The sequence below is a fragment of the Bradyrhizobium sp. Kon10 genome (genome assembly GCF_055807395.1).
The window spans coordinates 74,886-100,661 of sequence record NZ_JBVVOZ010000010.1 but is presented as its reverse complement, the minus strand read 5'-3'; the positions used below and the strand labels follow the sequence as shown (position 1 = coordinate 100,661).

The following is a 25,776-nucleotide window of genomic DNA, read 5'->3' as shown; positions in this document are numbered from 1 at the left end:
CGGTTCATGTTACTGTGGTTTGGTCATCCTCATGCAATCCAGACTTGTTGCCCTCGCCGCCGTTGCCCTGTTGTCAATCGGCGCGGCGCACGCCCAGCAAAGCTCGAAGAAGAACGCGGCTCCGCCGCCGCTCGCGCAGCCCGCACCTGCTCCGACCCAGCCACAGGCCGATGGCGCAGCGGCGCAACAGCCCGGCTGGATCGCACGCTGCACCAGTGCCAGCCGCGACGCACCGCTCGAATGCGCGATCGAGCAGAACGCGGTGCTGACCAAGACCGGCCAGACCATTGTGCTGATCAATATCCGCATCGCGCCCGACACCCGCACGCCGGTGGCGCTGTTGCAATTGCCGCTCGGTCTCAATCTTCCCGTCGGCGCCAAGCTCCAGGTCGATGAGGGCAAGACGGTCGATCTCCAGATCCAGACCTGCGAGAATCGCGGCTGCTACGCCTCGACCCCGATCGCGCCGGACCTGCTCGCGAGCCTGAAGTCAGGCAAGCAGCTGAAGGTCTCCTTCCAGAACATGGCCAAGGAAACCATCGCGATCCCGATGCCGCTCGGCGATTTTTCTGCGGCCTACGACAAGATCAAGTAGCGAGCTTTGCTTCAGGCGGAGCTCGCTCACCCCACCCCGAGATAAGCCTTCTGCACCTGCGGATCGACCGCGAGCGCGGCGGCAGTGCCGGACAGCACGCTCTTGCCGACCTGGAGGACGGTGGCGAAATCGGAGACCTCCAACGCGAGCTCGATCGACTGCTCGGCGAGCAGGATGGTCAATCCCTCACGATGCAGGCGGCCGAAGGTCTCGTACATGGACTCGACCACCGCCGGGGCCAGGCCGAGCGAGGGCTCGTCCAGCATCAACAGCTTCGGATCGCTCATCAGCGCGCGGCCGACCGCGAGCATCTGCCGCTCGCCCCCGGACATGGTGCCGGCGCGCTGGTTGCGGCGTTCCTTCAGCCGCGGAAAGAACTCGTAGACGCGTTCGAGCAGCGTGGCCTTGCGCGATTTGTCGTGCAGCGGCGTTGCGCCGAGCAACAGGTTGTTCTCGACACTTTGCTGCACGAACAGCCGCCAGCCTTCCGGCGACAGCGCCAGTCCCTTGCGCACGATCGCGAAGGCCTTCTGGCGGGCGATGTCCTCGCCGCGAAAGCTGATCGTGCCGGAATGCACGGGAATGAGGCCGGCGATCGCGTTCAGCGTCGTGGTCTTGCCACCGCCGTTGGAGCCGAGCAGCGCGACAACGCTGCCCGCCGGCACCTCCAGCGACACATCGGAGACGCCGATGAGGTCGCCGTAGCGTACCTCGAGATGTTCGATCCGGAGGAGCGCGCCGCTCATAGGTCCGGTCCGCCCATCAGCTCAACCGGCGTATGGCCCGCGGCAGCTTTCGCTGCGCGGGTGCCGAGATAGGCCGCGATCACGGCGGGGTTGGACGTGACCTCGCGCGGCGATCCGCGTGCGATCTCCTTGCCCTGATGGAATACCATCACGCGGCTTGCAAGCGACATGATCACTTCCATGATGTGCTCGACGATCACGAGCGTGATGCCGGAACGATGGATGTCGCGCACGAGGTCGATCGCAAGCTTCACTTCATGCGCGTTGAGGCCCGCCATGGCCTCGTCCAGCAGCAACAGCTTTGGCTCGGTTGCAAGCGCCCGCGCGATTTCCAGCCGCTTGCGGCCGGGCGTTCCGAGCGAGCGCGCCGGCGCATCCGCAAGCCTGTTCATGCCGACGCGATCCAGCACCGCCCGCGCCCTCGCCTCGGCTTCCCTGCGATGCGAGGTGCGCAGGAACGCACCGATCATGACGTTCTCGATCACCGTCATGCCTTCAAAGGTCTGCGGGACCTGAAAGGTGCGCGCGAGCCCGAGCCCGGCGCGCAGCTCCGGCGCAAAGTCGGTGATATCGCGTCCCTCGAACAGTACCTTGCCCGCGCTGGCTTTCAGATCGCCGGTAAGGCAATTGAAAAAAGTGGATTTGCCGGCGCCGTTCGGCCCGATCAGGCCGAGAATGTCGCCCTGCTCGAGCGTCACGGAGGCGTCGTCCACCGCCTTGAAGCTGCCAAACGCCTTGGTGATCCCGCGCGCCTCAAGGAGCATGGCTTGCTCCCGCGTCAGTCTTGGACTTGGTGCGGCCCGTGACCAGGCTGAGCAGGCCGCCCGGCTGAAAGCGCGCGATCACAACGATGATCGCGCCGTAAAGCACGAAGGTCAGTCCCGCGCCCTTGCCGCCGAGCCAGCTGTTTGAGATTTCCTCCAGCGGCACCAGGATCGCGGCACCCACCAGCGGCCCGAACAACAGCCCTGCTCCGCCCAGCGCGGCCATGATCAGGATCTTGACGGAAATCAAAATGCCGAACCCGGACTCCGGATCGACGAAGCCGAACATCATCGCGTAGAGCGCGCCGGCAACGCTCGTCAGCGCCGCGCTCAGCATGTAGGCATAGAGCTTCGTGCGACTGGCGGGAGCGCCAAGCGAGCGCGCGGCGCGTTCGGAATCCTTGATCGCGCGGAGGTAAAATCCCATCCGGCTGTTGGTCATCCACCACGTGATCAGAAGCGTGATCGCGAGGATGGCAAGGAACAGATAGTAATAAGGCAGCGACGACAGGAACGAGAGATCGAAGATGTTGCGCGGCACGGTCGGACCGGAGAGCCCGACTGCCGCGCCGAGCCAATCGGTGTTGGTCACGATCAGCCGCATCGTCTCGGCGACTGCGATTGTCGCCATGCTGAAATAGTGGCCGGACAAGCGCAGCGTCGGCACGCCGATGATCGCGGCCAAGCCCACGGCGAGCACGATGCCGCCGGGGATTCCGAACAGCGGCGACAGCCCGAACTTGGCATAGGACCCCATCGCGGCGTAGGCGCCGCAGCCAAAGAACACGACATGACCGACCGAGACCTGGCCGGCATAGCCGCCGACAATATTCCAGGCCGAGGCGGCGATCGCATAAAGCAGCACCAGCGCACCGAGGCGCTGCTGGAATGGCGAGGACAGCAGCAGCGGATAGGCGATCACAATGGCTGCCACGGCCGAAAGCCAGATCCAGCGCCGCATCACATCTTCCCCATCAGGCCCTGTGGCCGAAACCAGAGGAAGAACAGGAACAGGACATAGACGACGATGTCCTTGTAGATCGCGCCGATCAGATAGCCGGACAGCGACTCAATCACACCAATCAGGAGGCCGGCGATCAGCGCGCCGGGCACGCTGCCGAATCCGCCGAGCGAAACCGTGACGAAGGCGACGATGCCGAGCGTCTCGCCTACGGTCGGCACGATGTAGAAGAAGTTCGCGATCAGCGCGCCGGCCAGCCCCGTCGCACCGGCCGCGATCGCCCAGGCGATGGCCTGCATGGTGTCGGGCCGGATACCCATCAGCTGCGCGGCGGTTGAGTCCTCCGCCACGGCCAGCATCTTGGAGCCAAGCGAAGTGCGGGTCAGCAACAGGTGCAGGCCAAGTGTGACAAGCAGCGCAACCACGCCCGCGAGCAGCCGCGAGGCCTCGATCCGCAGGCCAGCGACCGCAAAGGTGCCGCCGACGATGTTTTGCGGCATGGACTGGAAGTTGGCGCCGAACCACCAGAACACGGAATAGCGCAGCAGCAGCGCCAGGCCGAAGGTGCCGAGGATCTGCGCCAGCATCGGCCCTTTCATGATGTCCCGGATCAGGACGAAGTAGACGACCACGCCGAGGCTCGCGAGCACCAGCGTCGCCAGCGGCGCGCCGAGGATCGGCCCTGCTCCCATCAGCGTGTAGACGACATAGGCGACGTACATCCCGAGCATGACGAAATCGCCATGCGCGAAATTGACGATGTTCATCATGCCCCACACCAGCGTGAGGCCGGAGGAAAACAGGGCGTAGACGGCGCCAAGCAGAAGCCCGCCGACGATCACCTGCACGAGGACAAAGGACATGAGCCGCTTTGCTCTGATCAACTATTTTGGGAAAGGCGGGGCGTTCGGCCCCGCCCTCGAAAAATCTCACCAGCCCTTGTAGGGCACCACGGGCGCCTTCTGCGCATTGGCCTTCGGCCACACCGAGACGTAATTCTCGCCGTCCTGGAGCTGGATAATGAGGCCGGACGCAAGGGTGTTCTGGCCCTTGTCGTCGAATTTCACGCCCTTGTAGCCCATCATCAATTGCTCGGGCTTCAGGTCCGTCGCCTTCAGCGCGGCCTGGATCTTGGCCGGCTCGGTCGAACCCGCGCGGTCGATCGCATCGGCCAGCACGAAGAAGCCCTGCATCTGGCGTCCGACGGTGTCGTCCATCTCCTCACCGCTCTTCTTCTTGTACATGTCGGCGATGACGGCCGACGGCGAGCCGGCCGGACCCACCGCCCATGACGAGCGGTTGAAGACGCCCTGCGAGATCTTGCCGACCGCCTTGATGAAGGACGGATCGGAATAGCCGGCATCATCCGCAAGCAGGATCGCCGGCTTGTAGTCGAGCGACTGCATGGTCTTGGCGAACAGGATCGCATCCGACGTGTACGAGATCATGATAATCACGTCGGGCTTCTTGTCCTTGAGCTGGAGCACCTGGCCCTGCAAATCGGTCGCGTTGACGGGATAGGCGACGTCGAGCGCGATCGGCTGCCCCTTCTCCTTGAACGCGGTGCTGATGGTGTTGGCAACCGAGGTGCCGTACTCGGTGTTGTCGTGGACCAATGCGATCGCATCGGTCTTGGTGCCGGTCGCCTTCATGTCGGCGAGGAAATCAGTGTAGATCTTGGCAAAATCCGTCGCGATCGGCGTGGTGCGGAAGAACCATTTGAAACCGCGCTCGGTGAGATTGGCGGCGACCGACTCCGAATTCAAATAGGGAATGCCGTACTTCTCGGCGATCGCGCTCGAGGTCAGCGTGATGCCGGACTGGTAGGCGCCGAACACGGCCGCGACCTTGTCTTCCGTGATCAGGCGCAGCGCCTGGTTCTGGCCCGTCGCGGGGTTGCCCTGGTTGTCGGCGAATACGGCCTCGATCTTGGCGCCGCCGAGGCCGGCAAGGCCTGCGTTCTTGGCCAGCGGCAGATTGCCGAGCTCGGGATGAGCGTTGTTGATGATATCCATCGCGACTTCGATCGCCGCCTTGGCGTGCGCGCCGATCGAGGCGGTGCCGCCGGACATCGGCATGATCACGCCGATCTTGACCACCTTGTCCTCGGCGCCTGCGGCAGCGGTGAGCGCAAGCGACATCGCGGCCGCGCAAAGCAGCCTGGTGACGTGCTTCAATGACATGAAATCAGACCTCCCAAAGGGTTTTCCCCGACCAAGATTTTTTTGAAAGCTTTGAGCTAAGCGCCCGCTTCCGTTTGATTTTCCCTGGTCGCACGAGGATGGCATGCCAGCCGATGACCGGCAAGTGACGTGAGCCGCGGGTCGGCCGTCACCTTCTTGTTGAGAGGTCGCGGGTCTCGCGGTCTCGGTAGAGCCAGGAACACACGACGAGCTCGTCTTCCGTCGCCATCAGCGCGCGCGGAAACGAAGTGAGCTCGCCATAAGGAACATCGTCACCGATGCACTCGACGTAATCGAGCGCGCCGTCTTCGCTTCAGACGCACAGCCATTCACGCCAAGGCGTTGTTGGCCTCGATCCTGTCCTTACGCACCGCCAGCACGATGCGGGGCAAATTGCGAATTCGGCGAAGGGGCCCGGAATTGGCTGGGGAACCTGGATTCGAACCAAGACAAACAGAGTCAGAGTCTGTTGTGCTACCGTTACACCATTCCCCAACGGAATAGCCGAGCAGATTCAATGGCTTATTGACCCGTTCGGCTGTGGCCGGAAGCGCGTTTGGCGCAAATCACGGCTCAGGCGTGGCAGCGTTCTACCCGCTCGGCCTTGGGCTGGCAAGCGCTGCGGTGCAAGGGCCTGGTTAAGTCGCCGCGGGTCGGCCACGCCTACTTCATACTGATATGGCGGCCTCGATCACCTTCGTCCCCCATTCCGTCTCGGCGGCGATGTAGGTCATGAACGGCTCTGACTCGAGCGCGGTGGCGACGGCGCCGAGCTCGGCCGTCTTCGGCGTCGGTTCGACCGCGGCATGAAGGCGCGGATCCCGGCCGAGGAGCTTTTCGAAGCTGGACGATCTACGCCCGGGACATCATTGCGCGAGGGCTCTTGAGAATTATATCGCTAAGGTCCCTCTGAATCCTGACCTTCCCTTGAGAAAAGCCGTGCTCACGTTTCTGCTTCTCGTATTCGTACCGATCGGCGTGTCGGCAGCACGGTATTACTGGGTCGGAGATGGTCGCAGCAACTGGCAGACCGCCGACCGATCGAGTGCGGGCCTGTTGCCACCAGCCGGCTCCAATCCCGACGCCCTGATCCGAATTTTCGCTGCGCGCACGGTGCGATGGCGCAGCATCTTTGCTGTCCACACCTGGATCGTCGTCAAGGAAAAGCATGCGGCCAGCTACACCCGCTACGACTACACCGCATGGGGCGAGCCGATCCGAAGCAACGGGTTCGCTCCTGACGGCCGCTGGTTTGGAGCGATGCCGGAGGCGATCGTGGCTGTCGACGGACCACGGGCCGAATTGCTGATTCCCAGGATTCGCGACGTCATCGAAAATTACAAGTTTCGAACCTATGGCGATTACAGCGCCTGGCCGGGTCCGAATTCGAATACATTTGTCCAAGCCGCTTTGGATGCGGTGCCCGAACTTCGCGCGGTGCTGCCACCGACCGCGATCGGAAAGGACTATCCCTATTCGGGGCGATGGATCGGCCTGACCGCCTCTCGCACCGGGTTCTATGCCTCGCTTTCCGGTTATCTCGGATTGACGGTGGGATGGGTGGAAGGTTTCGAAATCAACTTCCTCGGTGCCGTGCTTGGCCTCGATCTCCGGCGCCCCGCCTTGAAACTTCCAGGCCTTGGCCGCCTTGGTTTGGCGGCCGGCGTGTGAGCCCGGTGATGGAAACAGAAGCCCGCAGTGGAGGACGTTGATGCCGACGCCGAAATCGTCGCACGACCTACCCAAATCCGCTGTCAGGAAAGACAAGGCACGCAGTTTGCGCGAAGCTCTCATCGCGGACGCCGATAAGACCGATGTTGCCGGCCGGGACCTTGAGCACGGCGACGGCGGCACCCTGGGCATGCCGACGAAGCCGAGCGATCTCAGCCAGGATGACTAGATGTCGATGCGATCGAAGCGCCATGTGATCGCGGCGAGAGGCCGCCATAGCTACAGCTTCACAACGACCTTGCCGAAATGCGAGCCGGACCGGAGATAGGCATACGCTTCGGGCGCCTCGTCGAAGCCGTAGACCCGATCGACGATCGGGTGGATCGCGTTCCCGGACAGGAAATTATTCATAGCCGCGAAATGTTCGCCCGATCCGACGGTGACACCGATGATGTCGGCATTTGCCCACTGCAGGCGCGCGAGGTCGGGTTTCGGGCCGAACCCCGTCAACACACCGATCTGGATGATCTTGCCGCCCGACGCGACCGATCGTAGCGATCGGTCATAGGTGCCGGGACCGCCGAGCTCGAGGATATGGGTCGCGCCTTCGCCATTCGTGGCCTTCATCAAGGCGGCATCCCAGTTCGGCGTGTCGCGGTAGTTGATGAGGATCGAGCCGCCCAGTGCCCTGGCACGGGCGAGCTTCTCGTCCGAAGAGGATATCACGATCGCACGCGCGCCAACCGCGGCCGCAAACTGCAGCCCGAACAGCGCAACACCACCTGTCCCCTGGACCAGCAGCGTGTCGCCGTTGCCCATCCCGCCGCGTGCGATGAGGCCGTGCCAGGCCGTCACGCCGGCACAGGGCAAGGTCGCGGCTTCAATCGAGGACAGCTGCGCCGGAACGGAGACGAGCGAACTTGCCGGCAGGACGACATACTCGGCCAGCATTCCATCCATCGTGTTGCCACCGAGAGCTGACGGAAGATAGCTCGCCTTGAACGGGCCCGTGACCCAGTCGCGAAAAAACGATGCAGCAACCCGATCGCCGAGTTGCCATTGCAGGACGTCGGAGCCAATGGCGTCAACGATGCCCGCGCCGTCGGAGAGCGGCACGCGGCCGTTGAGCGCGCCCTCACCCGCGCGATCAAGGATCATGAGGTCGCGGTAATTGAGACTTGCCGCTTCGACCCGGATGCGGACCTCACCCTTGTCGGGTTCGGGCTTGCTGACATCGGCTCGCACGACGCCACCGGCACCGGCACCGTCGCTCAAATGGTAGGCTTTCATCGTTGCTCCTCCGTCTATTCACATGGACGAGCACGGTCTGTAAGGTCTGACAGCGTTGTCAGGGTCAAGAGGTTTTTGCGATGAAGATTGGCGAGCTTTCCCGCAGGACGGGAGTCAGCGTGCGAATGCTGCGTTACTACGAGGCCGAAGGACTGCTTGCGCCGCAGCGTACGGATTCCGGTTATCGAGACTACGGTCCGCCTGAAGAGGAAACCGTTCGGCGGATCAAGATGCTCGGTGCGGCCGGGATGACGCTTGAAACGATTCAGCGGTTGCTTCCGTGCGTGAAGAACAACGATCCGCAGTTCACGCCGTGCAACGATCTGCGACGAATACTCGCTCAGCAGGTCAGTCTCATCGACGAACGGATCGAGACGCTCAGCCAAAGCCGGACGATTCTCGCCGGCTTCTTGTCGAGCGTGAACTGATCGAAAGATAACGGCGGCTAGACAACGATATGATCAAAATCGGCAGCGATCCGGCTGTTCGCAAAGATCTTTGTCGCCTCGGTCAATATCTCTTCGTCCGGATAACGTCCCGACAAATGGGTGAGCACGAGTTGCTTGACGCCATTTGCGGCCGCAAGGGAAGCGGCCTCTGCCGCCGTGAGATGGCCGTAGTCCCGCGCGATCGGCGCGTCGCGATCGAGGAAGGTCGCTTCGATCACCAGCATGTCGGCGTCAGCGACATATTCTGATAGCCCCTCGGTGGTTTCAGTGTCGCCGATCACCACAAGTTTCCTGCCGCCGCTTGGCGGCCCGAGAACATCCTCCGGATCGATCGTTCGGCCGCCTTGAATGATGACCGGCCGCCCTTCGGCCAATTCTCCGCGCATCGGACCGTCCGGGACACCAAGCGCCGCGAGAAGATCGGACCGAAGGTGACGGCGAGCCGGAGTTCGGAACGAGAAGCCAAAGCTGTCGGTATCGCGATGGCGTACCGGAAAGCAGTCGATGGTGAATTCGCCGCCGTCGACCACCCGGCCTTCCGCCAGCCCTGCGAACTCCAGCGGGATCGGCGCCCTGCCGGCGCCCCACAGGCCCGCGAGCATTTGGACGACGATATCGAGTGTGCCTGCCCCGCCATGGATGGTCATCACGTCGGCGCTTTGCCGCAACCGCAACGTCGAAAAGAGACCGGGGATGCCGAGCACGTGATCGAGATGACCGTGGGTGAGCAAGATGCGATCGAGACGCCGAAAGCCGGCACCGCTCCGCAGCAACTGACGTTGGGTCCCCTCGCCGCAATCGATCAGGATACGCTTGCCCGCAGCCTCCACCAGAAGGGCTGGATGATTGCGTTCTGCGGAAGGAACGCTGGCCGAAGTCCCAAGAAATGTCAGGGCGAACATGGTCGTCACTTGTTCATCGGGCCGGGCGGTGCTTAGCCCTTTGCAGACTGAGCCTCGATCGCCTGCACCGCAATGCTGGCGACCTGCCGCAGCGCTTCACGGTCCGCGCCTGAGGATGCCATCACGCTGCCCCTCAGGAGCCGACGTCGACCCTCGATCGGACGCCAGATACGATCTACTTTTCTGAACTCAGTTTTGTTCCGCCTTCCCCAATCTTGCGGCAAGTGCGCAGCACCTTACTTCCGGTTCTCCTCGCAGAACTTCAGCGCCGCGAGCGCCTCGCCGGCGCGCGGGACCTGCATCTCGATGCTGTCGTCGTCATCGTCCTCGAAGTCCAGCGTGAGGCGCTTGGCTTTCGACAGCCGTTCCATGATCGATTGATCGTACTCGAAGATGCCGCGCACCGTGGTCTTGTCCATGACCTCCCACTTCGCTTTCTTCATGATGTCGGCATCATCGGTGGCGACGTCCGCCTTGAGGATCTCGCCGACCTTGTCCCACTCCCAGCCGTCATAGATCATCACGATCACGATGGCCTTGTCGGAATAGGTGATCACGACGACGTAGTCGCGGTTCTCGTCGTCCTTGTCCTTATAGCCGCGGCTCGCATTGCAGTGCGTGTCCTGGGTACGCTTCTCGATGGTCCAGTCCCCGACCTTGGATTGTTGTGCGGCCGCAGGCCCGGCGCTCAAGGCGCCCGCGAGCAGCGCAGCAGCAAGAAAGATTTGCTTCATGTCAGCCTCCAGCGTTTTCCCGGGGCGAAGCTGACCACCTCTCCATGCGAGCCGCAAGGGCTCCCACCGGCTCAACCCGGCCAATGCTGAACGGCGCGAACGCCCTACCCGCGTCGCGGCACGATTGCGATCGGGGTGAAGGTATAAACCTCCTCGTCGTTCTGGTTGAACATCGTCCATTTCACCAGCGCGATGCCTTGCGGCTTCGATTTTGACGGCGTCAGGCTCAGGACTTCGCCAACCAGATGCAGTCGGTCATTGGGGCGCACCGGAAGGGTCCAGCGCAGCCCGTCGACACCCGCCCCGATCAGCGGGTGCGGCCCAAAGGGACGAGCCTGGATCGCGAGATTCATGGCGATGGCGGCGGTGTGCCATCCCGATGCAGCCAGCCCCTTGAACAGGGTCTGCTGGGCGGCCTCGTGGTCGAGGTGCATCGGTTGCGGATCGAACTCGGCCGCGAAGCGCTTGATATCCGCCTCGGTGACTTCAACGTCGGGGGATTTGAAGCGCATTCCGACGGTCAGATCATCGAACCACTCGATCCGTGCCATTCTCTTGCCTCGAAATATGCTGCGCCGCCCACGCGATGGGGCCGACGGAACAGACTGGACAGCGGATGTAGCGGTTCGACCGCTCACAGACCAGCCCCGGTTCCCCGCGAAACCCCTTTCCCAAATCCACGAAACACGCCTGAAACAAACGGCCGGCTATTGTCTTGTCAAAAGTAGACAGGGACGGCCAATATGCAATTTCTCCTCAACCTGATCAGCGAGTACGCCTGCTGCCAGCATCTCATCGCCCAGCCGCTTGGGGAGGATGCGCCATGATCGAATTGATCTCAGCCGTGCTCGCGCTTTGCGCCATCGGCGTCTTCGCGGCGCACGCGGTGGATGCCTATCGCACCACGCACTTCTGACCAGCGGGCGCGGCGCCCCAATGCGCTGAAGCGCGGTAACCGTCGTCACCGCGCTCCAAGCCATGGCTTGAGCGCAATCTTCCGGAAAACCGCAGCGGACTGTTCCGGATCGCGCTCTAGAACGGCCGCCGGTAAAAGTGCTCCGAATGCGTTGCCGGCGGAAATCGGTTGGCGAGCGCCAGCGCCCCCTTCTCGTCCGTCTCCAGCGCGATCTTCTGCGCGAGCATCACGTCCCCCGGCACGAGGAAGCCTGACGGGACGAAGCACCATCCCATTGTCGCAATCCCCGCATCGTCGATCTCGTGGACATTGGCCGCGGTGCCGTAGTGAATGCGGTATCGCTTGCCAGTCTCGCAGCCGATGACGTCAAAATGCCGGTGCTGCTCGAATTGTGCGCGCTGCTCGGGCGTCAGCCATTCGGACAAAAGCCGGCGGCCCCGGGCGTCGGGCGTGTTCTCGCCGAAGAAGCGCCGGTAGAGTTCGCGGAGCGCGTGCAGGCGCGCTCGCGCCGGCGCGCGGAGCCTGAATGCCGCGACCATGAGCGGTTCAGATCAACCGCCGACCAGGCGGGGATAGAACAGCGTTTCGTGCGCGGTCGGGTCGAACGATCTGATCCGGGTGACTTCGCCGGGCCCGGTTCGGAGCGCGGCGGTGAAGCCTATTCCGGTCAGCTCCCGAAAGCGCTGTTCGGCCCGCGCCAACGCTTCGGCATTGCCAGGATCAAACTCGTGGCGTGTATCGCCAGTCTGGTCCATCACGATCTGGGTAGCCATGTTGAGTCTCCTCATGCCCAGCCCTGAACTTGATCAAAGCAAACGTCGTGCCGTCGGTTCCCAAAAGCAACAACTTTCTGTAGTGCGGCCCGGTCACGCCTTGCGGAGCCAGTCAGCGCGCCGCAGCTGCCCCGCCACCCTGGTCGATCTGCCGGCCCATCAATGCGATCGCCTTCTGGTAGACGCCCGCCGCGTTCCAGGCCTCAATGGCGGCGAAGTTCGGCTCGCCCGGCTGGTAACCGGCTCCTGCACGCCAGCCATGGGCTTTCAGGAAATTCGCGGTCGAACTCAACGCGTTGGCGGCAACGTCCAGATTGCCCGTCCCGTAGGCCAGGATGTTCTTGGGCATGAACTGGGTCTGGCCGACCTCACCATGCATGGAGCCGCGGGTCGCCCCTGACAGGGTGCCGCGGTCGATCAGTTTCAGCGCCGCATAAAGCTGGTCGGTGAAGAATTCGGGACGGCGGCAGTCATAGGCGAGCGTCGCGATCGACGAGAGCATGTTCTGATTGCCGCCCTGGCTGCCGAATCCGGTCTCCATGCCCCAGATCGCGATCAGCGGCCCCGGCGGCACGCCGTAACGCTGCTCGATCGAGGCGAACATTGCGGCCTGCGACTGCTTCAGGGACCGGCCGCGCGCGACAATGGTGGTGGCCCCGCGCTTGGCCAGGAACTGGTCGAGCGACAGCGAAAAACTGTGCTGGCTGCGATCGGCGCCAATGGTGGCGCTGGCGTAATGGGTCTGCATCAGCGCCGAGATCGCCGCCTGGCCGATGCCCTTGCCCTGTGCCTCGGCGCTGAACTCGCGCTTCCAGCCTTCGAAACCGGCCGGCGAGCTACCGCATTGCGCGGCCTTGGCCGAGGACATCGGGGACAGCATGAGCGCAGTCGCGCCGATTATAGCCGCCGCAACGATCTTGCCCTTGGTCATTCCTGCGTTCCCTTCTCTCGAGTGCGCGACCCGGCTCGCGCGCCGCCATGATCCTACGGCAGCGGCACACGCTCAAGCCCCGACCAGTGCAATCAATGCAAGCAACGCGCTTAAGATGAACCAGAGGCTTATCCCCCGCCCTCCGTCCCGAGCAGGAAATCCACCATGATGCTCTGGTGCTGCCGGTACATGTCGGTGCCGGTCGCCGTAATACAGCCGCGCTTGCGGGCTTCCGCGATGAACGGCGAGGTTTCGGGCTTCGTGATGACGCAGCCGCAATAGGCCGACGGCGCCAGCCGCGTGACATCGACCGGCAGCGGGTCGCTGTCCTTCATTCCGGCGGGCGTGGCGTTGGCGACGAAGTCGAAGCCTGCGGGATCGGTGGTCCCTGCCCGCACGGGCGCCTTGCCGAGCCCGTTGAGCCGGCCGATCAGCGCGTCGCGGCGTTCGACCGCGCTGTCGTGAACGGCGAGCTCGCTCACACCGGCCTCGACCAGGGCCAGCGCGATGGCCGAGCCCGCCCCACCCGCACCGACGAGAAGCGCCCGCATTCCCCGCGGATCGATTCCCTTCGCCCGCGCGGCGCCAAGGAATCCGAGGCCGTCCACCATGTCGCCGTGCCACGCCCCATCGGCGCGCCGGCGCATCAGATTCACGGTGCGCAGAAAATGTGCCCGTTCCGTCGCGCTGGCACAGGCCTGATAGCAGGCAAATTTGTGCGGGATCGTCACCACGATGCCGTCGAGGTTCTTCAACCGGCTCACCACCGCGAGAAAATCAGGCAGATCGGCGCTCGCAATTTGAACCGGAACCAGAATGCCGTCATGACCGCGCGCAGCGAACTCTGCGGAAACGCCAGCAGGCGAACGCACCTGCGCGATGGGATCGCCGACGATGAGATAGAGCCGCGTCGCACCCGTAGGAGCCGGAATCTTGCCGTTCATGCCGGCACTGGAGAGCCGTCGGACTTCGCGTCCGACCCATAGGTCAATTCCAATCCGTCCAAGGTGCCCTCCTTGCGCCATTTGGCGAGCAGCCGGAGGAACGCCATCGGCCCGCGCCAGTATTGGCTATTGCGCGCCGCGATTGGATCGAACACGCCCTCATTGTTGTAATAGCCCGGCGTGCATTCGGCGAGGTAGGTCTGGCGGCCGATTGCGGCCTTCACGACCTCGTCGACCCAGGCATTCTCGGCGGCAAGCGTCGGCTCCAACGTTCTTGCGCCGCGCTTGCGCGCCTCTGCGATGACATAGGCGATGTGCTGCGATTGCTCGTCAATGATGTGCGGAAAATTCGCGCTCTGTCCGGCCTGCACCATCACAATCAGGAAACAGTTCGGAAAGCCGCGGCTGTAGAAGCCGTGCATCGTCTTGACGCCATCGCGCCAGCGCTGGGACAGGCTCATGCCGTCGCGGCCGTAAACCTCGAAACCCATGCGGCGCGCATAATCGGTGCCGACCTCGAAGCCGCTGGCATAGATCAGGCAGTCGAGCTCGTAGCCCTTGCCGTCGACGACGACCGCATTCTCGGTGATGCGTTCGACGCCCCTGCCATTGGTGTCGACGAGATGCACGTTGCGCCGATTGAACGTGTCGAGATATTCATCGTGAAAGCACGGCCGCTTGCAGAAGGCCTTGTACCAGGGCTTGAGCGCGGCCGCGGCTGCCTCGTCCTTCACCACCGCGTCGACACGGGCCCGGATCTCCTCCATCTTGCGATAATCGGCCTGTTCGATCACCTTCAGCGCCTCTTCCATCGAGGTCACCGGTTGTGGCTGGCGCCGCGGCGCGAGCAGTATCTCGCCGAGCAGGCCGGTCCAGCCGTCCTGCACCAAATCCCGTTCGAACGGCTCGCCCGAGATCACCGCGGTGAAATTGTCCATCCGCTCGCGCTGCCAGCCGGGCTTCAGGCTCTCCGCCCACGCGCTGTCGGTCGGCCGGTCGTCGCGCACGCCGATCGCCGACGGCGTGCGCTGGAATACGTAGAGCTCCTTCGCCGCGCGGCCGAGATGCGGCACGCATTGCACGGCGGTGGCGCCGGTGCCGATGATGCCGACGCGCTTGTCGGCAAGACGGTCGAGACCGCCCTCGGCGTTTCCGCCGGTGTAGGCATAATCCCATCGGCTGGTGTGGAAGCTATGGCCTTTGAAGCTCTCGATGCCGGGAATGCCGGGCAGCTTTGGCCGGCTCAACGGGCCTCCGGCGAGGATGACGTAACGCGCGCGGATGCGGTCGCCGCGATCGGTCTCGACCAGCCAGCGTTCCTCCTGCTCCTGCCAGGCCATGCGCGCGATGACGGTCTGAAACAGAGCGCGTTCGTAGAGATCGAAATGGCGGCCGATACGGCGCGAGTGTTGGTAGATCTCGGGAGCCCGCGCATATTTGCGCACCGGCATGTAACCAGTCTCTTCGAGCAAGGGCAGATAGATGTAGCTCTCGGTGTCGCAGGCGGCGCCGGGATAGCGATTCCAGTACCAGGTCCCGCCGAAATCGGCGGCCTTTTCCACGATGCGGAAATCATCGATACCAGCTTCGCGCAGACGCGCGCCGCACAGCAGCCCGCCGAAGCCACCTCCGACGATGAGCACCTCGGTCTGTTCGCTGACCGGCTCGCGCGCAAATCCGGCGTCGGCCCAGGGATCGTCGAGGTAGCGAGCAAAGCCGCCGGTCGCCTCAACATACTGCGCCTTGCCTTCGGAGCGCAGACGCAGGTCGCGCTCGTCGCGATAGCGCGCCCGCAAGGCCTGTATGTCGATGCTGGGCGCGCCGGCTGCGCCGGTCTTGTGTCCTTCCGCTGACATCGATCTCCTCCACGGCGGGCGCTGCTTGGCCCTTACGCTTGCGCCAGTTAGCCCTGAAAAAGTGACGCATGCAATCGCGTCCGCCGCATTTTGCGTGTACCGCGCGCAGCGTTCCGCTGACTTGCACGCAAGTGCAAACGCGAACCCGGCAAAGTGCTCAAATCGGCCGTACGCGAGAAATTCAGGGACTATCGCGCCGGCTGGGCCTCCGCACAATTGCACACGGCCCCTTCACTTGCGCGATCGTCTTCATCTTTTGGTAGATTGGGCAGCGCTATATCCGAGGTATCGCTAACTTCTTGTCGAGGACACGATGGCGTTTTCCGGATTGGGACTGCATCTCGGCAATCTGTCCCGCCTGTCGAATGCGCAGACGCGCTCGATCAGCCCAGAGAACTTGACCGGCGACAAGGGCAAGGGCGGCATGTCCACCGACGGGCCCGCGGCAGCCCAGGCCCGCGATCTCGGGCAAGGCTGGAAGGTCTCGCCCTACGTCGTCATCGAGCCCGGTGCGACGTTCACGCTTGCCGACATCGCGGGCCAGGGCGCGATCCAGCAGATCTGGATGACGCTCGCGCGAGGACGGCTTCGCCATTCGATCCTGCGCGTCTACTGGGACGACCAGGAGCAGCCGAGCGTGGAATGCCCGGCCGGTGACTTCTTCGCCTGTGGGTGGGAGGAGTTTGCGCAGGTGTCGTCGCTGGCGGTCTGTGTCAATCCCGGACGCGCGTTCAACTGCTACTGGGAGATGCCGTTCCGCAAGCGCGCGCGCTTCACGCTGGAGAACCGGAGCGAGGAGGCGCTGACCGTTTATTACCAGATCAACTACACGCTGACCGACGTGCCCGAGGATTGCGCCTATTTCCATGCACAATTCCGCCGTACCAACCCGCTGCCGTACAAGGACGTCTACACTATCCTCGATGGCGTCACCGGGCGCGGCCAATATGTCGGCACCTACATGGCCTGGGGCGTCAACAACAACGGCTGGTGGGGCGAAGGGGAGATCAAGTTCTTCATTGACGGCGACGGCGAATTCCCGACCATCTGCGGCACCGGCACCGAGGACTATATCTGCGGATCGTACAACTTCGATCCCTACGTCGCGCATTCCGGCCGCGGCGCAGTGCAGCAATCCCGCTACCAGGAATTCACCACGCCCTATGCCGGCCTGCCGCAGGTGATCCGCCCGGATGGCGTCTACAAATCGCAGCAACGGTTCGGCATGTACCGATGGCACATCCCGGATCCCATTCGTTTCCAGAGCGATCTGCGCGTGACCATCCAGGCGCTCGGCTGGCGATCGGGCGCCAAGGAGGCAAAATATCTTCCGCTGCAGGACGACATCGCGTCGGTTGCGTTCTGGTACCAGACGCTGCCGGCGGCGCCGTTTCCCACATTGCCCGACGCGGACCATCTCGAAATCGACTAACCCGGACCACGCTCGGCGTGCCCGACCGCGCCTCCGAGGTGGTCTTCACCGATGAGCGCAATCATGCGCGGCGCGACTCCATCAGCTCCCATCACCGCTTCAGCTAGTTCAACACCTCCACCGTCGCGGATCGGCCGGCGACGAGTGCCGTGCCCTCGGGGACGGGATCGAGCGCGATACGCACAGGTACTCGCTGCGCCAACCGCACCCAGCTGAAGGTCGGGTTGACGTTCGCAAGCAGGTTCGCGCCGTCGGCGCGATCACGGTCCTCGATGCCGGCGGCGATGCTCTCGACATGGCCGGTCAGCGTGACCTTCTCGCCCATCAGGCGGATACGCACCTTGTCGCCGATACGAATGCGCGCGAGCTTTGTCTCCTCGAAATAGCCTTCCACGTGCAGGGTGTCGCTGTCGACCAGCGCCATCACGCCCTTGCCCGCCGTGACGTAAGCGCCGGGACGCAAATCCATGTTGGTGATCACGCCGTTGACGGAGGCGCGGACCTCGCTGCGGTCGAGGTTGAGCTGGGCGACCGCACGGTCGGCGACGGCCTGATCGAAAGCGGCCTTGGCTTGGAGCTGGGTCGCGAGCACCTGTTCCTGCCTCTGCTGCGACACCGCGTCAGTGGTCAGCGCACTGTAACGCTTCAAATCGGCATTTGCCTGATCGAGCGTCGCCTGATGACCGGCCACCGCAGCATCGGCCTGCCGCAGCGCCAGCGCAAACCGTTCGCGGTCGATCCGGAACAGCACGTCACCGCGATGGACCTTCTGGTTGTCCTTGACCAGTACTTCCGTCACGAAGCCGGACACGTCAGGCGCAACCTGGACCACATCGGCGCGGACGCGCCCATCGCGTGTCCAGGGGGATTCCATATAGTAGACCCACAGCTCGCGGCCGACCGCGAGCGCGGCGACGACGACAATGACAGTCAGCGCGAGGCGGCCGAACCAGGCGAAATTCCCCTTCATGCGAGATACTCCGAGAGATAGACGACCACGCCGAGAAGGCAGACAAAAATCGAAAAATCGAACAGCGCGCGATGCCAGACCAGCCGGTACAAATCGAAGCGCTGCATGATCCGGCGCAAAATGGCGCTAAGAATGTAAGCGACGATGATCCACAGGAGCAGCGCAGGCACGAGCACACCGTAGATGTCGATCACATATCTCATGCCGCGACACTCTCGCCTGCGCGCGGCCGGTAGGCCGGCGCATCCGGAAACAGCCCGCGCCGGATACCGACGAGGCCGATCAAGGCATCCTCGCGCGCGCTGTCATTGGGATCCCTGACCGCCTGCGCCAGGGCAAGATCGACGTGCCGCAGCAGCTCAGCCGGCATTCCGCCGCCGGCATAGCTCCGGCACGCGATGGCGAGCTGATCCAACATGTCATCGATGGCGGAAATGGTCGATACTGCGAGGCCATAGCGGGCGCGGCGGAGGTCGATGATATTGATCCCGATGCGGAGCTGGACGAGGCTGTCGGCGTCGCGGCGATCGCTCTCCGAGAGGAACGCGATGCGCTGCACCAACAGCCCAAGCCGGTGTAGCATCAGGCCCGCGAACTCCGCGCGGTCGCGCCTGCCGCGCCGTTCGGCGGCCACCGCGATGGTTCTCCAGCTCGACAGCACCAGGCGATTGGCGATCCATTCCGCGCCCACCCCCCGCGCGATCCGCGTCACGAGCTCGGCGATCACGACGCCGACGAAGAAAGCGACCGCTGAATTGGCATAGGACGCAAAGTCCGCGTTGTAAGTCGATTGCAGCGCGAGCAGCGTCGCCGTATTGGCCGCGAGCGCCATGCCCGTCCCGGCCGTTGCCGGCCGCGCGATCAACAAACCATAGAGCAGGAAAGTCGGCGCGAGCGCGACGATCAAGACTTCGATATGGGAGATCGCAGGCACCAGCGCGAACAGATAGACAGCGACGACCACGATGGCGACCAGCGACCACAGGCCAAAGCTGCGGATGAAGCGGGCCGGCTCGTCCTGCGCGGCGAAGAACGAGCAGGCAACGGCGGCCATCATGGGAGCCGACGCGCCGTCCGGCCAGCCGGTCCCGATCCAGAACGCGCAGCAGATCAGGATAGCGATCGCGGCACCGACAGCCGACCACAGGGCGAGGCCGCGGTCGCGATGACGCACGGGCGCGGCGCCGGCTTCGGAGTGAAAGGCGAGATCGAGGGTCGAGACGACGCGGTTCTCTCCGATCGCCCGGGTCAACGCACGACAGTCGCGCGAGAGGTCGACGAGCTCGCGCAACCGCGACAACAGGCTCGTGGTGATGATCCGCTCCCAGGAGGAGCTATCATCGAGCACCGCCTGCCGCTCCGCAATCATGGCGCGGATCCGCTCGGCCGGCTGCCGCGCGCCGATGTCGCTCACGATCCACTGCGCCAGATCGTCCAGAAGCCGCTTCGGCTCGCTCTGCCGCCGCAACCCCTCCTCGCCCAGCGCGGCCAGCCTGTCCTCAAGAGAAGCGATCACCGGCAGCAGCATCAGCATGCGCAACCGGATTTCGCCGAGGCCGATCACGGCATTGCGGTCCGTCAACCGGTCATAGGCGAGATGGGCTGAGAGCGTGTCGATCTCGACAATGTCGGTCGCAAGCTTGAGGCGCTTGCTGCGGCGCATCTCGTTGGCGCCCTCGCGCAGCAACACGAGCTGACTGAGACGGCGCGCATCCAACAGCCAGCTGTCGATGCGGTTAGCGACCGCCGGTGCGACGCTGCGGGGAAAGACAATGGTCGAGACCAGACTGGCACAGATGATTCCGAGCGAGATCTCCTCGACACGCGCGACTGCGGTGTCGAAAATCGAGCCCGGTTCTGATACCGCGGGAAAGCCGATCAGCGCAACAGTGTATCCGGCCAGCATGAAGAGGTAGCTGCGTGGTGTGCCGTCGAGCAGCGAAACGTAAAGGCAGAGCCCGACCCAGAGCGAGATCGCGAGGCACAAGAGTTCGGGGGCATCGATCAGGTTCGGCACCAGCGCCACCGTCACGGTCGCGCCGACCAGCGTGCCCATGACGCGGAAGAAGGCCTTCGAGCTGGTCGCGCCGGCGAGCGGCTGAGAGGTGATGTACACGGTCGCCATCGCCCAATAGGGCCGCGGCAGGTCCATGGCGAGCGCGATGACGAGCGCCAGCATCGACGCGGCAAACGTCTTCAAGGCGAAAATGAGGTCCGCGTGGCGGACCAAAAACGGCTCTTGCGCGCGCATGATTATTGCGCCTCTGATGTCTTGGCTTCGTGCAGGCGGCTCGCCCGCTGCTCAATGCGCCGGAGCGTCTCAAACGTTATTGCAAGTTCCTCGGTTCCAATATCCTTCAGCAGGATCGCGCTGCGCGGCGCTCGCCGGCCAACTACTCCACGGACTGCGGACCGCGCCAGGCCCTCGGCTCAGTGCACCACGTACACATCCGGATCAAAGCTCGAGCTCGGCTTCTTGAAGGCGTTGCGCAGAGCCGGCGACATCGGGACGTTGTAGTTCAGCCCGTTCGGCGGCGTCGGCGATTCCAGCCACTTCCTGTACAACACCTCTATTTCCGGGCTGGCGTAGAGTTCAGCCGTGGCGCGATCGGCCAGCGCCTTGAACGGAGCATCCTCGCGCCGCAGCATGATCCCGTAGGGCTCGGGCTTGGAAAATGTTTCCTCGCTGATCATGAAGAGCGCCGGCTCCTTCGAGCGCGCGATCGCGACCGCAAGCTGCACGTCGTCAAGCGCGTAGGCCTGGGCGCGATCGGTTTCGAGCAACAGGAAGGCCTCGGCCTGATCCTTGGCCGGCATCAGGTTGATGCCGAGATTGCGCTCGGTGTTGATCTTGGCGAGTTGTGTCAAGTTGACCGACCCCGCCACCGCCGTGACGGACTTGCCCTTGAGATCGTCGATCGTGGTGATCTTCGCGACCTTCTTGGCGGCAAATCGCGTCGCACTGAGGAAATGCGTGTTGGTGAAGGCGACCTGCTTCTGGCGGTCGGCATTGTTGGTGGTCGCCGAACAATGCAGGTCGAGCGTACCGTTGACCATCAGAGGGATGCGATTCGACGACGTCACTGGCAGGAATTCGACCGCGATATCGGGCGTGCCGAGCTGCTTCTTCACCGCGTCCACGATCTTGAGGCAGATATCGATGGCAAAGCCGACCGGCTTCTGGTCGCCATCCAGATAGCTGAAGGGTACGGACGCCTCCTGATAGCCAAGCGTGATCTTCTTCGTGTCCTTGACCTTCTGAAGCGTACCCGACAGGTCGTCGGCCGAGGCGGCGCCCGCAAGACAAGTGACGGCTAGGAGAACGGTGGGTAGAAGACGCATCGGGAGCTCCTCGAGGGCTGCGCCTCCGTGCCGGGCGCAATCGAACGGTTGTTAGCGCAGACACCCGCCTGCCGCCAGACCAGCTTGCGTGTATCAGCTACAGCGGTTTCGATGCGATCAACGGCCCTTCGTCCCCGCACGCGGCCCGGCTCAATCGACGAGACGCCCGTTACGCGTCGATGCCTCGCTGCACCAGAATGCGCTCGGCACTGTCGTTCCAGACATCCATCTTCACGATCTGGCCGCTCCTGACCACGAAGCGATCGACATAGCGATTGCCCTCGAAGGGCGTGCCGTCCATCCACTCGCCATAGAGCGTGCCGATGCTGTAGACGACGGTCTCGACCGCGCCCGGACAGACGTCGAAGCGGTCCATCTTCTTCTTGACCCAGCGATAGCGCTTGGCGTTGAAGCCGGTCGGCCCGCGCGGGTGGTCGAACTCGCTCCCGCCGGTAAAGGTGATCACCGTGCCCGGCTTCATGTAGGCTGCCGCGGCGTCGGGATCGGGAATCATCGACGCCGTGAGATAGGCTTCCACGATCTCGGCGTCCGACGAGGGCGCTTTTTCGCTTTTCGCGGTGATGGACATGGCGGTATCTCCCGAAGAATTCGCGAAATACTACCGTCCATGTCAGGGAAAGCACGCATATATTTTGATCAAATCCCCCGCTACATTGCCGCCGACCCGAAGTCATCGCTGATTGCCACGAGTTGCACCCGAAGATTCATTGCATGACCACCGACACCGCCTTCGACCTTGTTTTCCGCAACGCCCTGTTGCGATCATCTACCACACCCGTCGATATCGGCGTGAAAGGCGGCCGGATCGCTGCGATTGAGCCCAGGCTTGCCTGCGACGCGGTCGAGATCGATGTGGGCGGCCGGCTGGCCCTGCCCGGCTTCGTCGACACTCACATCCATCTCGATAAGGCCTGCCTGCTCGAGCGCTGCGGGCACAATCACGGCAGTCTCGGCGATGCCATCCGCGCCGTGTCGGCGATGAAACGGGATTTCAGCGTCGAGGATGTCTATGCACGGGGCGCCAGGGTGATCGAGCGCGCGATCGTGCACGGCACGACCCGCATGCGCACCCATGTCGAGATTGATCCGCGCATCGGGCTGCGCAGCTTCGAGGCCGTGAAGGCCCTGAAGCGCGACTATGCCTGGGCGCTCGACCTCTCGCTCTGCGTCTTCCCGCAGGAAGGCCTGACCAACGATCCCGGCAGCGAAGAGCTGCTGGTGCAGGCGTTGGGCGACGGCGGTGAGGTGATCGGCGGCTGCCCCTATACCGACACCGACCCCAACGCGCATCTCGCGCGCATCTTCGATTTCGCGCGGGAATTCGACGTCGACGTCGATCTTCATCTCGACTTCGACCTCGACCCCTCCTGGTGCCATCTGGACGAAGTCTGCCGGCAGACCGAACGGCACAATTATCAGGGGCGCGTCGCGATCGGCCATGCCACAAAGCTCTCGGCGTTGCCGCCGGAGCGGCTGAAGGCGGCCAGCGCTCAACTGGCGCAAGCCGGCGTCGCCGTTACCGTACTGCCGGCGACCGATCTCTACCTGATGGGACGTGAGGCCACCCACAACGCGCCGCGCGGGCTGACGCTCGCGCACAAGCTCGCCGGCGACGGCGTCGTCTGCTCGGTCGCGACCAACAACGTGCTCAATCCTTTCACGCCGTTTGGGGACGCCTCGCTGCTGCGGATGGCGAACTTCTACGCCAACGTCGCCCATGCCTCGATCGGCGACTTCGACACCTGCCTTGATCTCGTCACCGAGCTGCCGGCACGGCTGATGAACCTCGTGGATTACGGCATCGAGATCGGCAAGCCTGCCGATCTCGTCGTGCTCGACATAAAAGACAGCCGTTTCGCCATCGCCGAACTGCCGGATGTCGTGATGGGCTTCAAGAGCGGTCGGCAGACCTTTGAGCGGCAGCGGCCCCACCTGTTCCGCCCCGGTCCCTGACCCGCTTCTCATGCATATCTGCATTGAAGCGTGGCGGATTGCCACGTCATTTCCGTTCGATGTTACCGCTGATCGTTCTTTTATTCCGAATCCTGTAGAACACCGGATAGTCGATCCGCACGGATTGCCGATAGCTGCACGCATTGTCAGTCCAGCGGCGCCGGTCAAAGCAGAACCTGCGCTGGCGCTTGCGTTTCGGGAAAGCATCGACGTGTTCAGCGCGTTCAGCAGCATCGACCATGACGCCATTCGAACGAGAACGCCGAGCGAGGCTGCGGTGAAACGGCTCGACGGCATCGGGCATGTCCTGTCCGAGCTCGATCTGGCCGGCGTCCGGACGCAGGATGACCTGACGCGCATGCTCCTGACGCTCGACACCGCCGACAAGTGCATTCGTGCGATCTGCGCAGAGTTCCGCGTCGAAGCCGTGAGCGATCGGCTGGCCCGCAAGGCTGAAAACCTGATGGTGCTGATCGAACGCGCGCGCGACGATCTCACCGGCTGTCGCATGTCAAAATCCTGAGCAGGATGCCGCCTACCCCTCGCGCTTGATCTTCGCCAGGATACGATCCGCCTCGGTGCGCCAATCGGCACTGCGGGCAAACTCCTTGGTCCCCTTCGCGCCGAACAGGCCTTCGTCGGCGAGATCGGCCACCCAGGCTTGCCGTTCGGCCGTGCCCTGCGCGGACCACGGCGTCAGCCCCACCTCGCGCACGGTCTCTGCGACCTCGCGCACCTCCTCGGCACGGCGGCGGCCGTGCTCGATCACCCGCTGAAAGAAATAGGCGCCCTGCTTTTCCCAGTTGATCGCGGGGAACGTCTCGGTCAGTGACGCAAGCACTGCGTCCTCGACGCCGTAGGCACGCGCCGTTGTAAAACTTTCGATGACCATGGCCTCGAGCCCCTTGATCATGATGCTGCGGCACATTTTGACCGCCGAGGACACCCCGAGCCGGTCGCTCGCGACCTTCGCCGCGAAGCCGATCGCATTTAGCAGAGGCTCGAGCTCCCTCGCGCCGGGACCGCCGAGCAGGAGCGGCACCTTGATGCGATAGGGCGGCACCGAGGTCATCACAGCGCCCTCGACGTAACGACCGCCGGCGGCGTCGATCAGCGCCGCGGCGCGCTGCTTGGCACCGGGCGAGGCCGAGTTGAAATCAAGGAACCAAGTGCCCTGGTTGATGGCACCAGAGCAGGCTGCTGCGACCGGCACGGCCTGGCTGGCAGTGACGGCAGAGACGATGAAGTCGGACTTTGCCGTCAGCTCGGCGTGAGACGCTGTCAGCTCGACGCCGAACTTCGCCGCGTGCTCTCTCAGCGATGCGCCCTGACCGCTTCCCAGCTTGATGTCGAATGCGGCGACCTTGACATCCTGCTGGCGCAAATCCTCGGCCAGAATTTTGCCGACTTCGCCATAGCCGACCAACCCGATCTGCCATCGTTTCGGATCCACCATCAGTTCAATCCTCGTGTGGTCTCGTCGAAGAGCTCCTCGACCGCATAGCGGCGCGGGATCAGCGCCTGCTGGAATGCATAGTCGACGATCAGCTCCAACGGCTTTCTGTTCGCCTCAACGCCGAACGGAACAAGGTCCGGCGTTGCGACAGGCCCCACCTGCAATTTGTTCTGCTTGAGCAGATCATAGACACCCGCGACCACCTTGGGATGCGCCTTCGCAAGTTTCCCAGTCACGACCACGAGATGATTGACCGGGACGACGCCGCGCCGCGCATACCATTTGGCGGCTTCTGCGGTCGGGTCGGGGAATAACGGTTTCAGCCGCGCATCGTTCGAGGCCTCGCCGAGGACCGCGTCGAGCTCGCCATCCAGCAGCATCTGCAAGATGTTCTTGTCCGCGGGCGCGCGCTCGGTGGTGTCGACATATTCGGCGACGTGCGGATCCTCAAACGTGACCCAGCGGATCTTATCGAGATCGACGCCGTAGTCGTTGGCGAGGATTCCCCTGATCCAGGCGCCCGTCGTCGTCGTGAAGGAGCGAATGCCGACGCGCTTGCCTTCGAGATCGGACGGCCGGAGCGTTCCCCGCGCGGGATTGTACAGCGCGTAAGCGTGCTGGAAGCGGCCGAGCATGGTCGCCGGCAGCAGCACCAGCGGCTTGCCGTGCGCCTTCGCCATCAGATAGGTGACGATCGCCATCTCGCAGACGTCGAACGCCTGCTCGCGCACCATGGGCTTGAACGCCTTATTGGTCGGCGTGTACGTGACGAAGTCGAGATCGAAGCGGTCGGAACGGAGTTCGCCACTCTTCACCGCCTCGACATGGGGATGATTGCCAAGCACGGCCTTCAGCCTGAGACGATCCATCCGCCCACTCCGCTTCTC

General features: G+C 63.6%; 28 protein-coding genes, 1 tRNA gene and 1 pseudogene. 7 read left to right on the top strand and 23 right to left on the bottom strand.

The features are described from left to right. Positions 1–31 precede the first annotated feature (31 nt). Positions 32–595, top strand: coding sequence for an invasion associated locus B family protein (locus AC0L2O_RS16320; RefSeq protein ID WP_369724522.1), 564 nt, complete (start codon positions 32–34; stop codon positions 593–595). Positions 596–621: 26 nt separating this feature from the next. Here AC0L2O_RS16320 and AC0L2O_RS16315 read toward each other — a convergent pair whose 3' ends face one another. The 7 genes and pseudogenes from AC0L2O_RS16315 to AC0L2O_RS16285 all read right to left on the bottom strand — a co-directional run bounded on the left by AC0L2O_RS16315 (position 622) and on the right by AC0L2O_RS16285 (position 5,744). Continuing rightward, positions 622–1,341, bottom strand: coding sequence for an ABC transporter ATP-binding protein (locus AC0L2O_RS16315; protein ID WP_473370419.1), 720 nt, complete (start codon positions 1,339–1,341; stop codon positions 622–624). Continuing rightward, positions 1,338–2,105: an ABC transporter ATP-binding protein gene (locus AC0L2O_RS16310; RefSeq protein WP_369724528.1), complete on the bottom strand. Its 768-nt coding sequence runs from the start codon at positions 2,103–2,105 to the stop codon at positions 1,338–1,340. Before AC0L2O_RS16310 ends, AC0L2O_RS16315 begins: the two co-directional genes overlap by 4 nt. After that, on the bottom strand, positions 2,095–3,066 hold the full coding sequence (locus AC0L2O_RS16305; protein WP_409189162.1) for a branched-chain amino acid ABC transporter permease: 972 nt from the start codon (positions 3,064–3,066) through the stop codon (positions 2,095–2,097). Before AC0L2O_RS16305 ends, AC0L2O_RS16310 begins: the two co-directional genes overlap by 11 nt. Continuing rightward, positions 3,066–3,929 carry a branched-chain amino acid ABC transporter permease gene (locus AC0L2O_RS16300; protein ID WP_369724531.1) on the bottom strand — a complete coding sequence of 288 codons (864 nt, stop codon included), beginning with the start codon at positions 3,927–3,929 and terminating at the stop codon, positions 3,066–3,068. Before AC0L2O_RS16300 ends, AC0L2O_RS16305 begins: the two co-directional genes overlap by 1 nt. Before the next feature lie 66 nt (positions 3,930–3,995). Then, positions 3,996–5,249, bottom strand: a complete 1,254-nt coding sequence (locus tag AC0L2O_RS16295) for an ABC transporter substrate-binding protein (RefSeq protein WP_473370418.1) — start codon at positions 5,247–5,249, stop codon at positions 3,996–3,998. A gap of 131 nt (positions 5,250–5,380) precedes the next feature. After that, a pseudogene (locus AC0L2O_RS16290) lies at positions 5,381–5,605 on the bottom strand (DUF1428 domain-containing protein); the annotation flags it as partial. A 65-nt stretch (positions 5,606–5,670) separates the two neighbouring features. Continuing rightward, positions 5,671–5,744 (bottom strand) — tRNA-Gln (locus tag AC0L2O_RS16285). Positions 5,745–6,188: 444 nt separating this feature from the next. Here AC0L2O_RS16285 and AC0L2O_RS16280 point away from each other — a divergent pair. After that, positions 6,189–6,920 carry a DUF3750 domain-containing protein gene (locus AC0L2O_RS16280; RefSeq protein WP_369724533.1) on the top strand — a complete coding sequence of 244 codons (732 nt, stop codon included), beginning with the start codon at positions 6,189–6,191 and terminating at the stop codon, positions 6,918–6,920. 40 nt (positions 6,921–6,960) lie between these two features. Beyond that, on the top strand, positions 6,961–7,149 hold the full coding sequence (locus AC0L2O_RS16275; protein ID WP_473370417.1) for a hypothetical protein: 189 nt from the start codon (positions 6,961–6,963) through the stop codon (positions 7,147–7,149). A gap of 50 nt (positions 7,150–7,199) precedes the next feature. Here AC0L2O_RS16275 and AC0L2O_RS16270 read toward each other — a convergent pair whose 3' ends face one another. Further along, entirely contained in the window at positions 7,200–8,210 is a 1,011-nt protein-coding gene (locus AC0L2O_RS16270) for a zinc-dependent alcohol dehydrogenase family protein (protein ID WP_473370416.1), read from the bottom strand. An 80-nt stretch (positions 8,211–8,290) separates the two neighbouring features. On the opposite strand from AC0L2O_RS16270, the gene AC0L2O_RS16265 reads away from it, so the two are divergent. Beyond that, positions 8,291–8,638, top strand: a complete 348-nt coding sequence (locus AC0L2O_RS16265) for a MerR family transcriptional regulator (RefSeq protein ID WP_369724539.1) — start codon at positions 8,291–8,293, stop codon at positions 8,636–8,638. Between the two features lie 17 nt (positions 8,639–8,655). Here AC0L2O_RS16265 and rnz read toward each other — a convergent pair whose 3' ends face one another. The 8 genes from rnz to AC0L2O_RS16225 all read right to left on the bottom strand — a co-directional run bounded on the left by rnz (position 8,656) and on the right by AC0L2O_RS16225 (position 15,715). Beyond that, the gene (gene rnz / locus AC0L2O_RS16260) at positions 8,656–9,561 is read right to left on the bottom strand and encodes a ribonuclease Z (RefSeq protein WP_473370415.1); all 906 of its coding nucleotides are present in this window, start codon (positions 9,559–9,561) and stop codon (positions 8,656–8,658) included. A gap of 236 nt (positions 9,562–9,797) precedes the next feature. Then, positions 9,798–10,295 carry a hypothetical protein gene (locus AC0L2O_RS16255; protein ID WP_473370414.1) on the bottom strand — a complete coding sequence of 166 codons (498 nt, stop codon included), beginning with the start codon at positions 10,293–10,295 and terminating at the stop codon, positions 9,798–9,800. Positions 10,296–10,399: 104 nt separating this feature from the next. Further along, entirely contained in the window at positions 10,400–10,846 is a 447-nt protein-coding gene (locus AC0L2O_RS16250) for a MaoC family dehydratase (RefSeq protein WP_473370413.1), read from the bottom strand. A 481-nt stretch (positions 10,847–11,327) separates the two neighbouring features. Continuing rightward, positions 11,328–11,750 (bottom strand): hypothetical protein, encoded by a 423-nt coding sequence (locus AC0L2O_RS16245; RefSeq protein WP_369724547.1) that lies wholly within the window; start codon positions 11,748–11,750, stop codon positions 11,328–11,330. A gap of 12 nt (positions 11,751–11,762) precedes the next feature. Then, positions 11,763–11,984, bottom strand: a complete 222-nt coding sequence (locus AC0L2O_RS16240; RefSeq protein WP_369724549.1) for a hypothetical protein — start codon at positions 11,982–11,984, stop codon at positions 11,763–11,765. A 112-nt stretch (positions 11,985–12,096) separates the two neighbouring features. Continuing rightward, on the bottom strand, positions 12,097–12,915 hold the full coding sequence (locus AC0L2O_RS16235; RefSeq protein WP_473370412.1) for a lytic murein transglycosylase: 819 nt from the start codon (positions 12,913–12,915) through the stop codon (positions 12,097–12,099). Positions 12,916–13,043: 128 nt separating this feature from the next. Then, positions 13,044–13,859 carry a shikimate dehydrogenase family protein gene (locus AC0L2O_RS16230; protein ID WP_473370411.1) on the bottom strand — a complete coding sequence of 272 codons (816 nt, stop codon included), beginning with the start codon at positions 13,857–13,859 and terminating at the stop codon, positions 13,044–13,046. Further along, positions 13,856–15,715, bottom strand: a complete 1,860-nt coding sequence (locus tag AC0L2O_RS16225) for a flavin-containing monooxygenase (protein WP_473370410.1) — start codon at positions 15,713–15,715, stop codon at positions 13,856–13,858. Before AC0L2O_RS16225 ends, AC0L2O_RS16230 begins: the two co-directional genes overlap by 4 nt. Positions 15,716–16,028: 313 nt before the next feature. Here AC0L2O_RS16225 and AC0L2O_RS16220 point away from each other — a divergent pair, with 313 nt between their 5' ends. After that, positions 16,029–17,147 (top strand): glycoside hydrolase family 172 protein, encoded by a 1,119-nt coding sequence (locus AC0L2O_RS16220; protein WP_473370409.1) that lies wholly within the window; start codon positions 16,029–16,031, stop codon positions 17,145–17,147. Positions 17,148–17,250: 103 nt separating this feature from the next. On the opposite strand, the gene AC0L2O_RS16215 is transcribed toward AC0L2O_RS16220, so the two are convergent. The 5 genes from AC0L2O_RS16215 to AC0L2O_RS16195 form a co-directional block, all read right to left on the bottom strand. Further along, on the bottom strand, positions 17,251–18,117 hold the full coding sequence (locus AC0L2O_RS16215; RefSeq protein ID WP_409189168.1) for an efflux RND transporter periplasmic adaptor subunit: 867 nt from the start codon (positions 18,115–18,117) through the stop codon (positions 17,251–17,253). Next, positions 18,114–18,320 carry a DUF1656 domain-containing protein gene (locus AC0L2O_RS16210; protein WP_409189169.1) on the bottom strand — a complete coding sequence of 69 codons (207 nt, stop codon included), beginning with the start codon at positions 18,318–18,320 and terminating at the stop codon, positions 18,114–18,116. The genes AC0L2O_RS16215 and AC0L2O_RS16210 overlap by 4 nt, the downstream gene beginning before the upstream one ends. Further along, the gene (locus AC0L2O_RS16205; RefSeq protein ID WP_473370408.1) at positions 18,317–20,368 is read right to left on the bottom strand and encodes an FUSC family protein; all 2,052 of its coding nucleotides are present in this window, start codon (positions 20,366–20,368) and stop codon (positions 18,317–18,319) included. The genes AC0L2O_RS16210 and AC0L2O_RS16205 overlap by 4 nt, the downstream gene beginning before the upstream one ends. A 179-nt stretch (positions 20,369–20,547) precedes the next feature. Beyond that, positions 20,548–21,459 (bottom strand): amino acid ABC transporter substrate-binding protein, encoded by a 912-nt coding sequence (locus tag AC0L2O_RS16200; RefSeq protein WP_369724561.1) that lies wholly within the window; start codon positions 21,457–21,459, stop codon positions 20,548–20,550. Positions 21,460–21,628: 169 nt separating this feature from the next. Then, entirely contained in the window at positions 21,629–22,048 is a 420-nt protein-coding gene (locus AC0L2O_RS16195) for a nuclear transport factor 2-like protein (RefSeq protein WP_409189171.1), read from the bottom strand. Positions 22,049–22,191: 143 nt separating this feature from the next. Here AC0L2O_RS16195 and AC0L2O_RS16190 point away from each other — a divergent pair, with 143 nt between their 5' ends. Continuing rightward, positions 22,192–23,433, top strand: a complete 1,242-nt coding sequence (locus tag AC0L2O_RS16190; RefSeq protein WP_473370407.1) for an amidohydrolase family protein — start codon at positions 22,192–22,194, stop codon at positions 23,431–23,433. Positions 23,434–23,644: 211 nt separating this feature from the next. Then, entirely contained in the window at positions 23,645–23,956 is a 312-nt protein-coding gene (locus AC0L2O_RS16185; protein WP_473370495.1) for a hypothetical protein, read from the top strand. A 12-nt stretch (positions 23,957–23,968) separates the two neighbouring features. Here AC0L2O_RS16185 and AC0L2O_RS16180 read toward each other — a convergent pair whose 3' ends face one another. Beyond that, the gene (locus AC0L2O_RS16180) at positions 23,969–24,889 is read right to left on the bottom strand and encodes a DUF1932 domain-containing protein (RefSeq protein ID WP_473370406.1); all 921 of its coding nucleotides are present in this window, start codon (positions 24,887–24,889) and stop codon (positions 23,969–23,971) included. Beyond that, the gene (locus AC0L2O_RS16175; RefSeq protein ID WP_473370405.1) at positions 24,889–25,758 is read right to left on the bottom strand and encodes an ABC transporter substrate-binding protein; all 870 of its coding nucleotides are present in this window, start codon (positions 25,756–25,758) and stop codon (positions 24,889–24,891) included. The genes AC0L2O_RS16180 and AC0L2O_RS16175 overlap by 1 nt, the downstream gene beginning before the upstream one ends. Positions 25,759–25,776 lie beyond the last annotated feature (18 nt).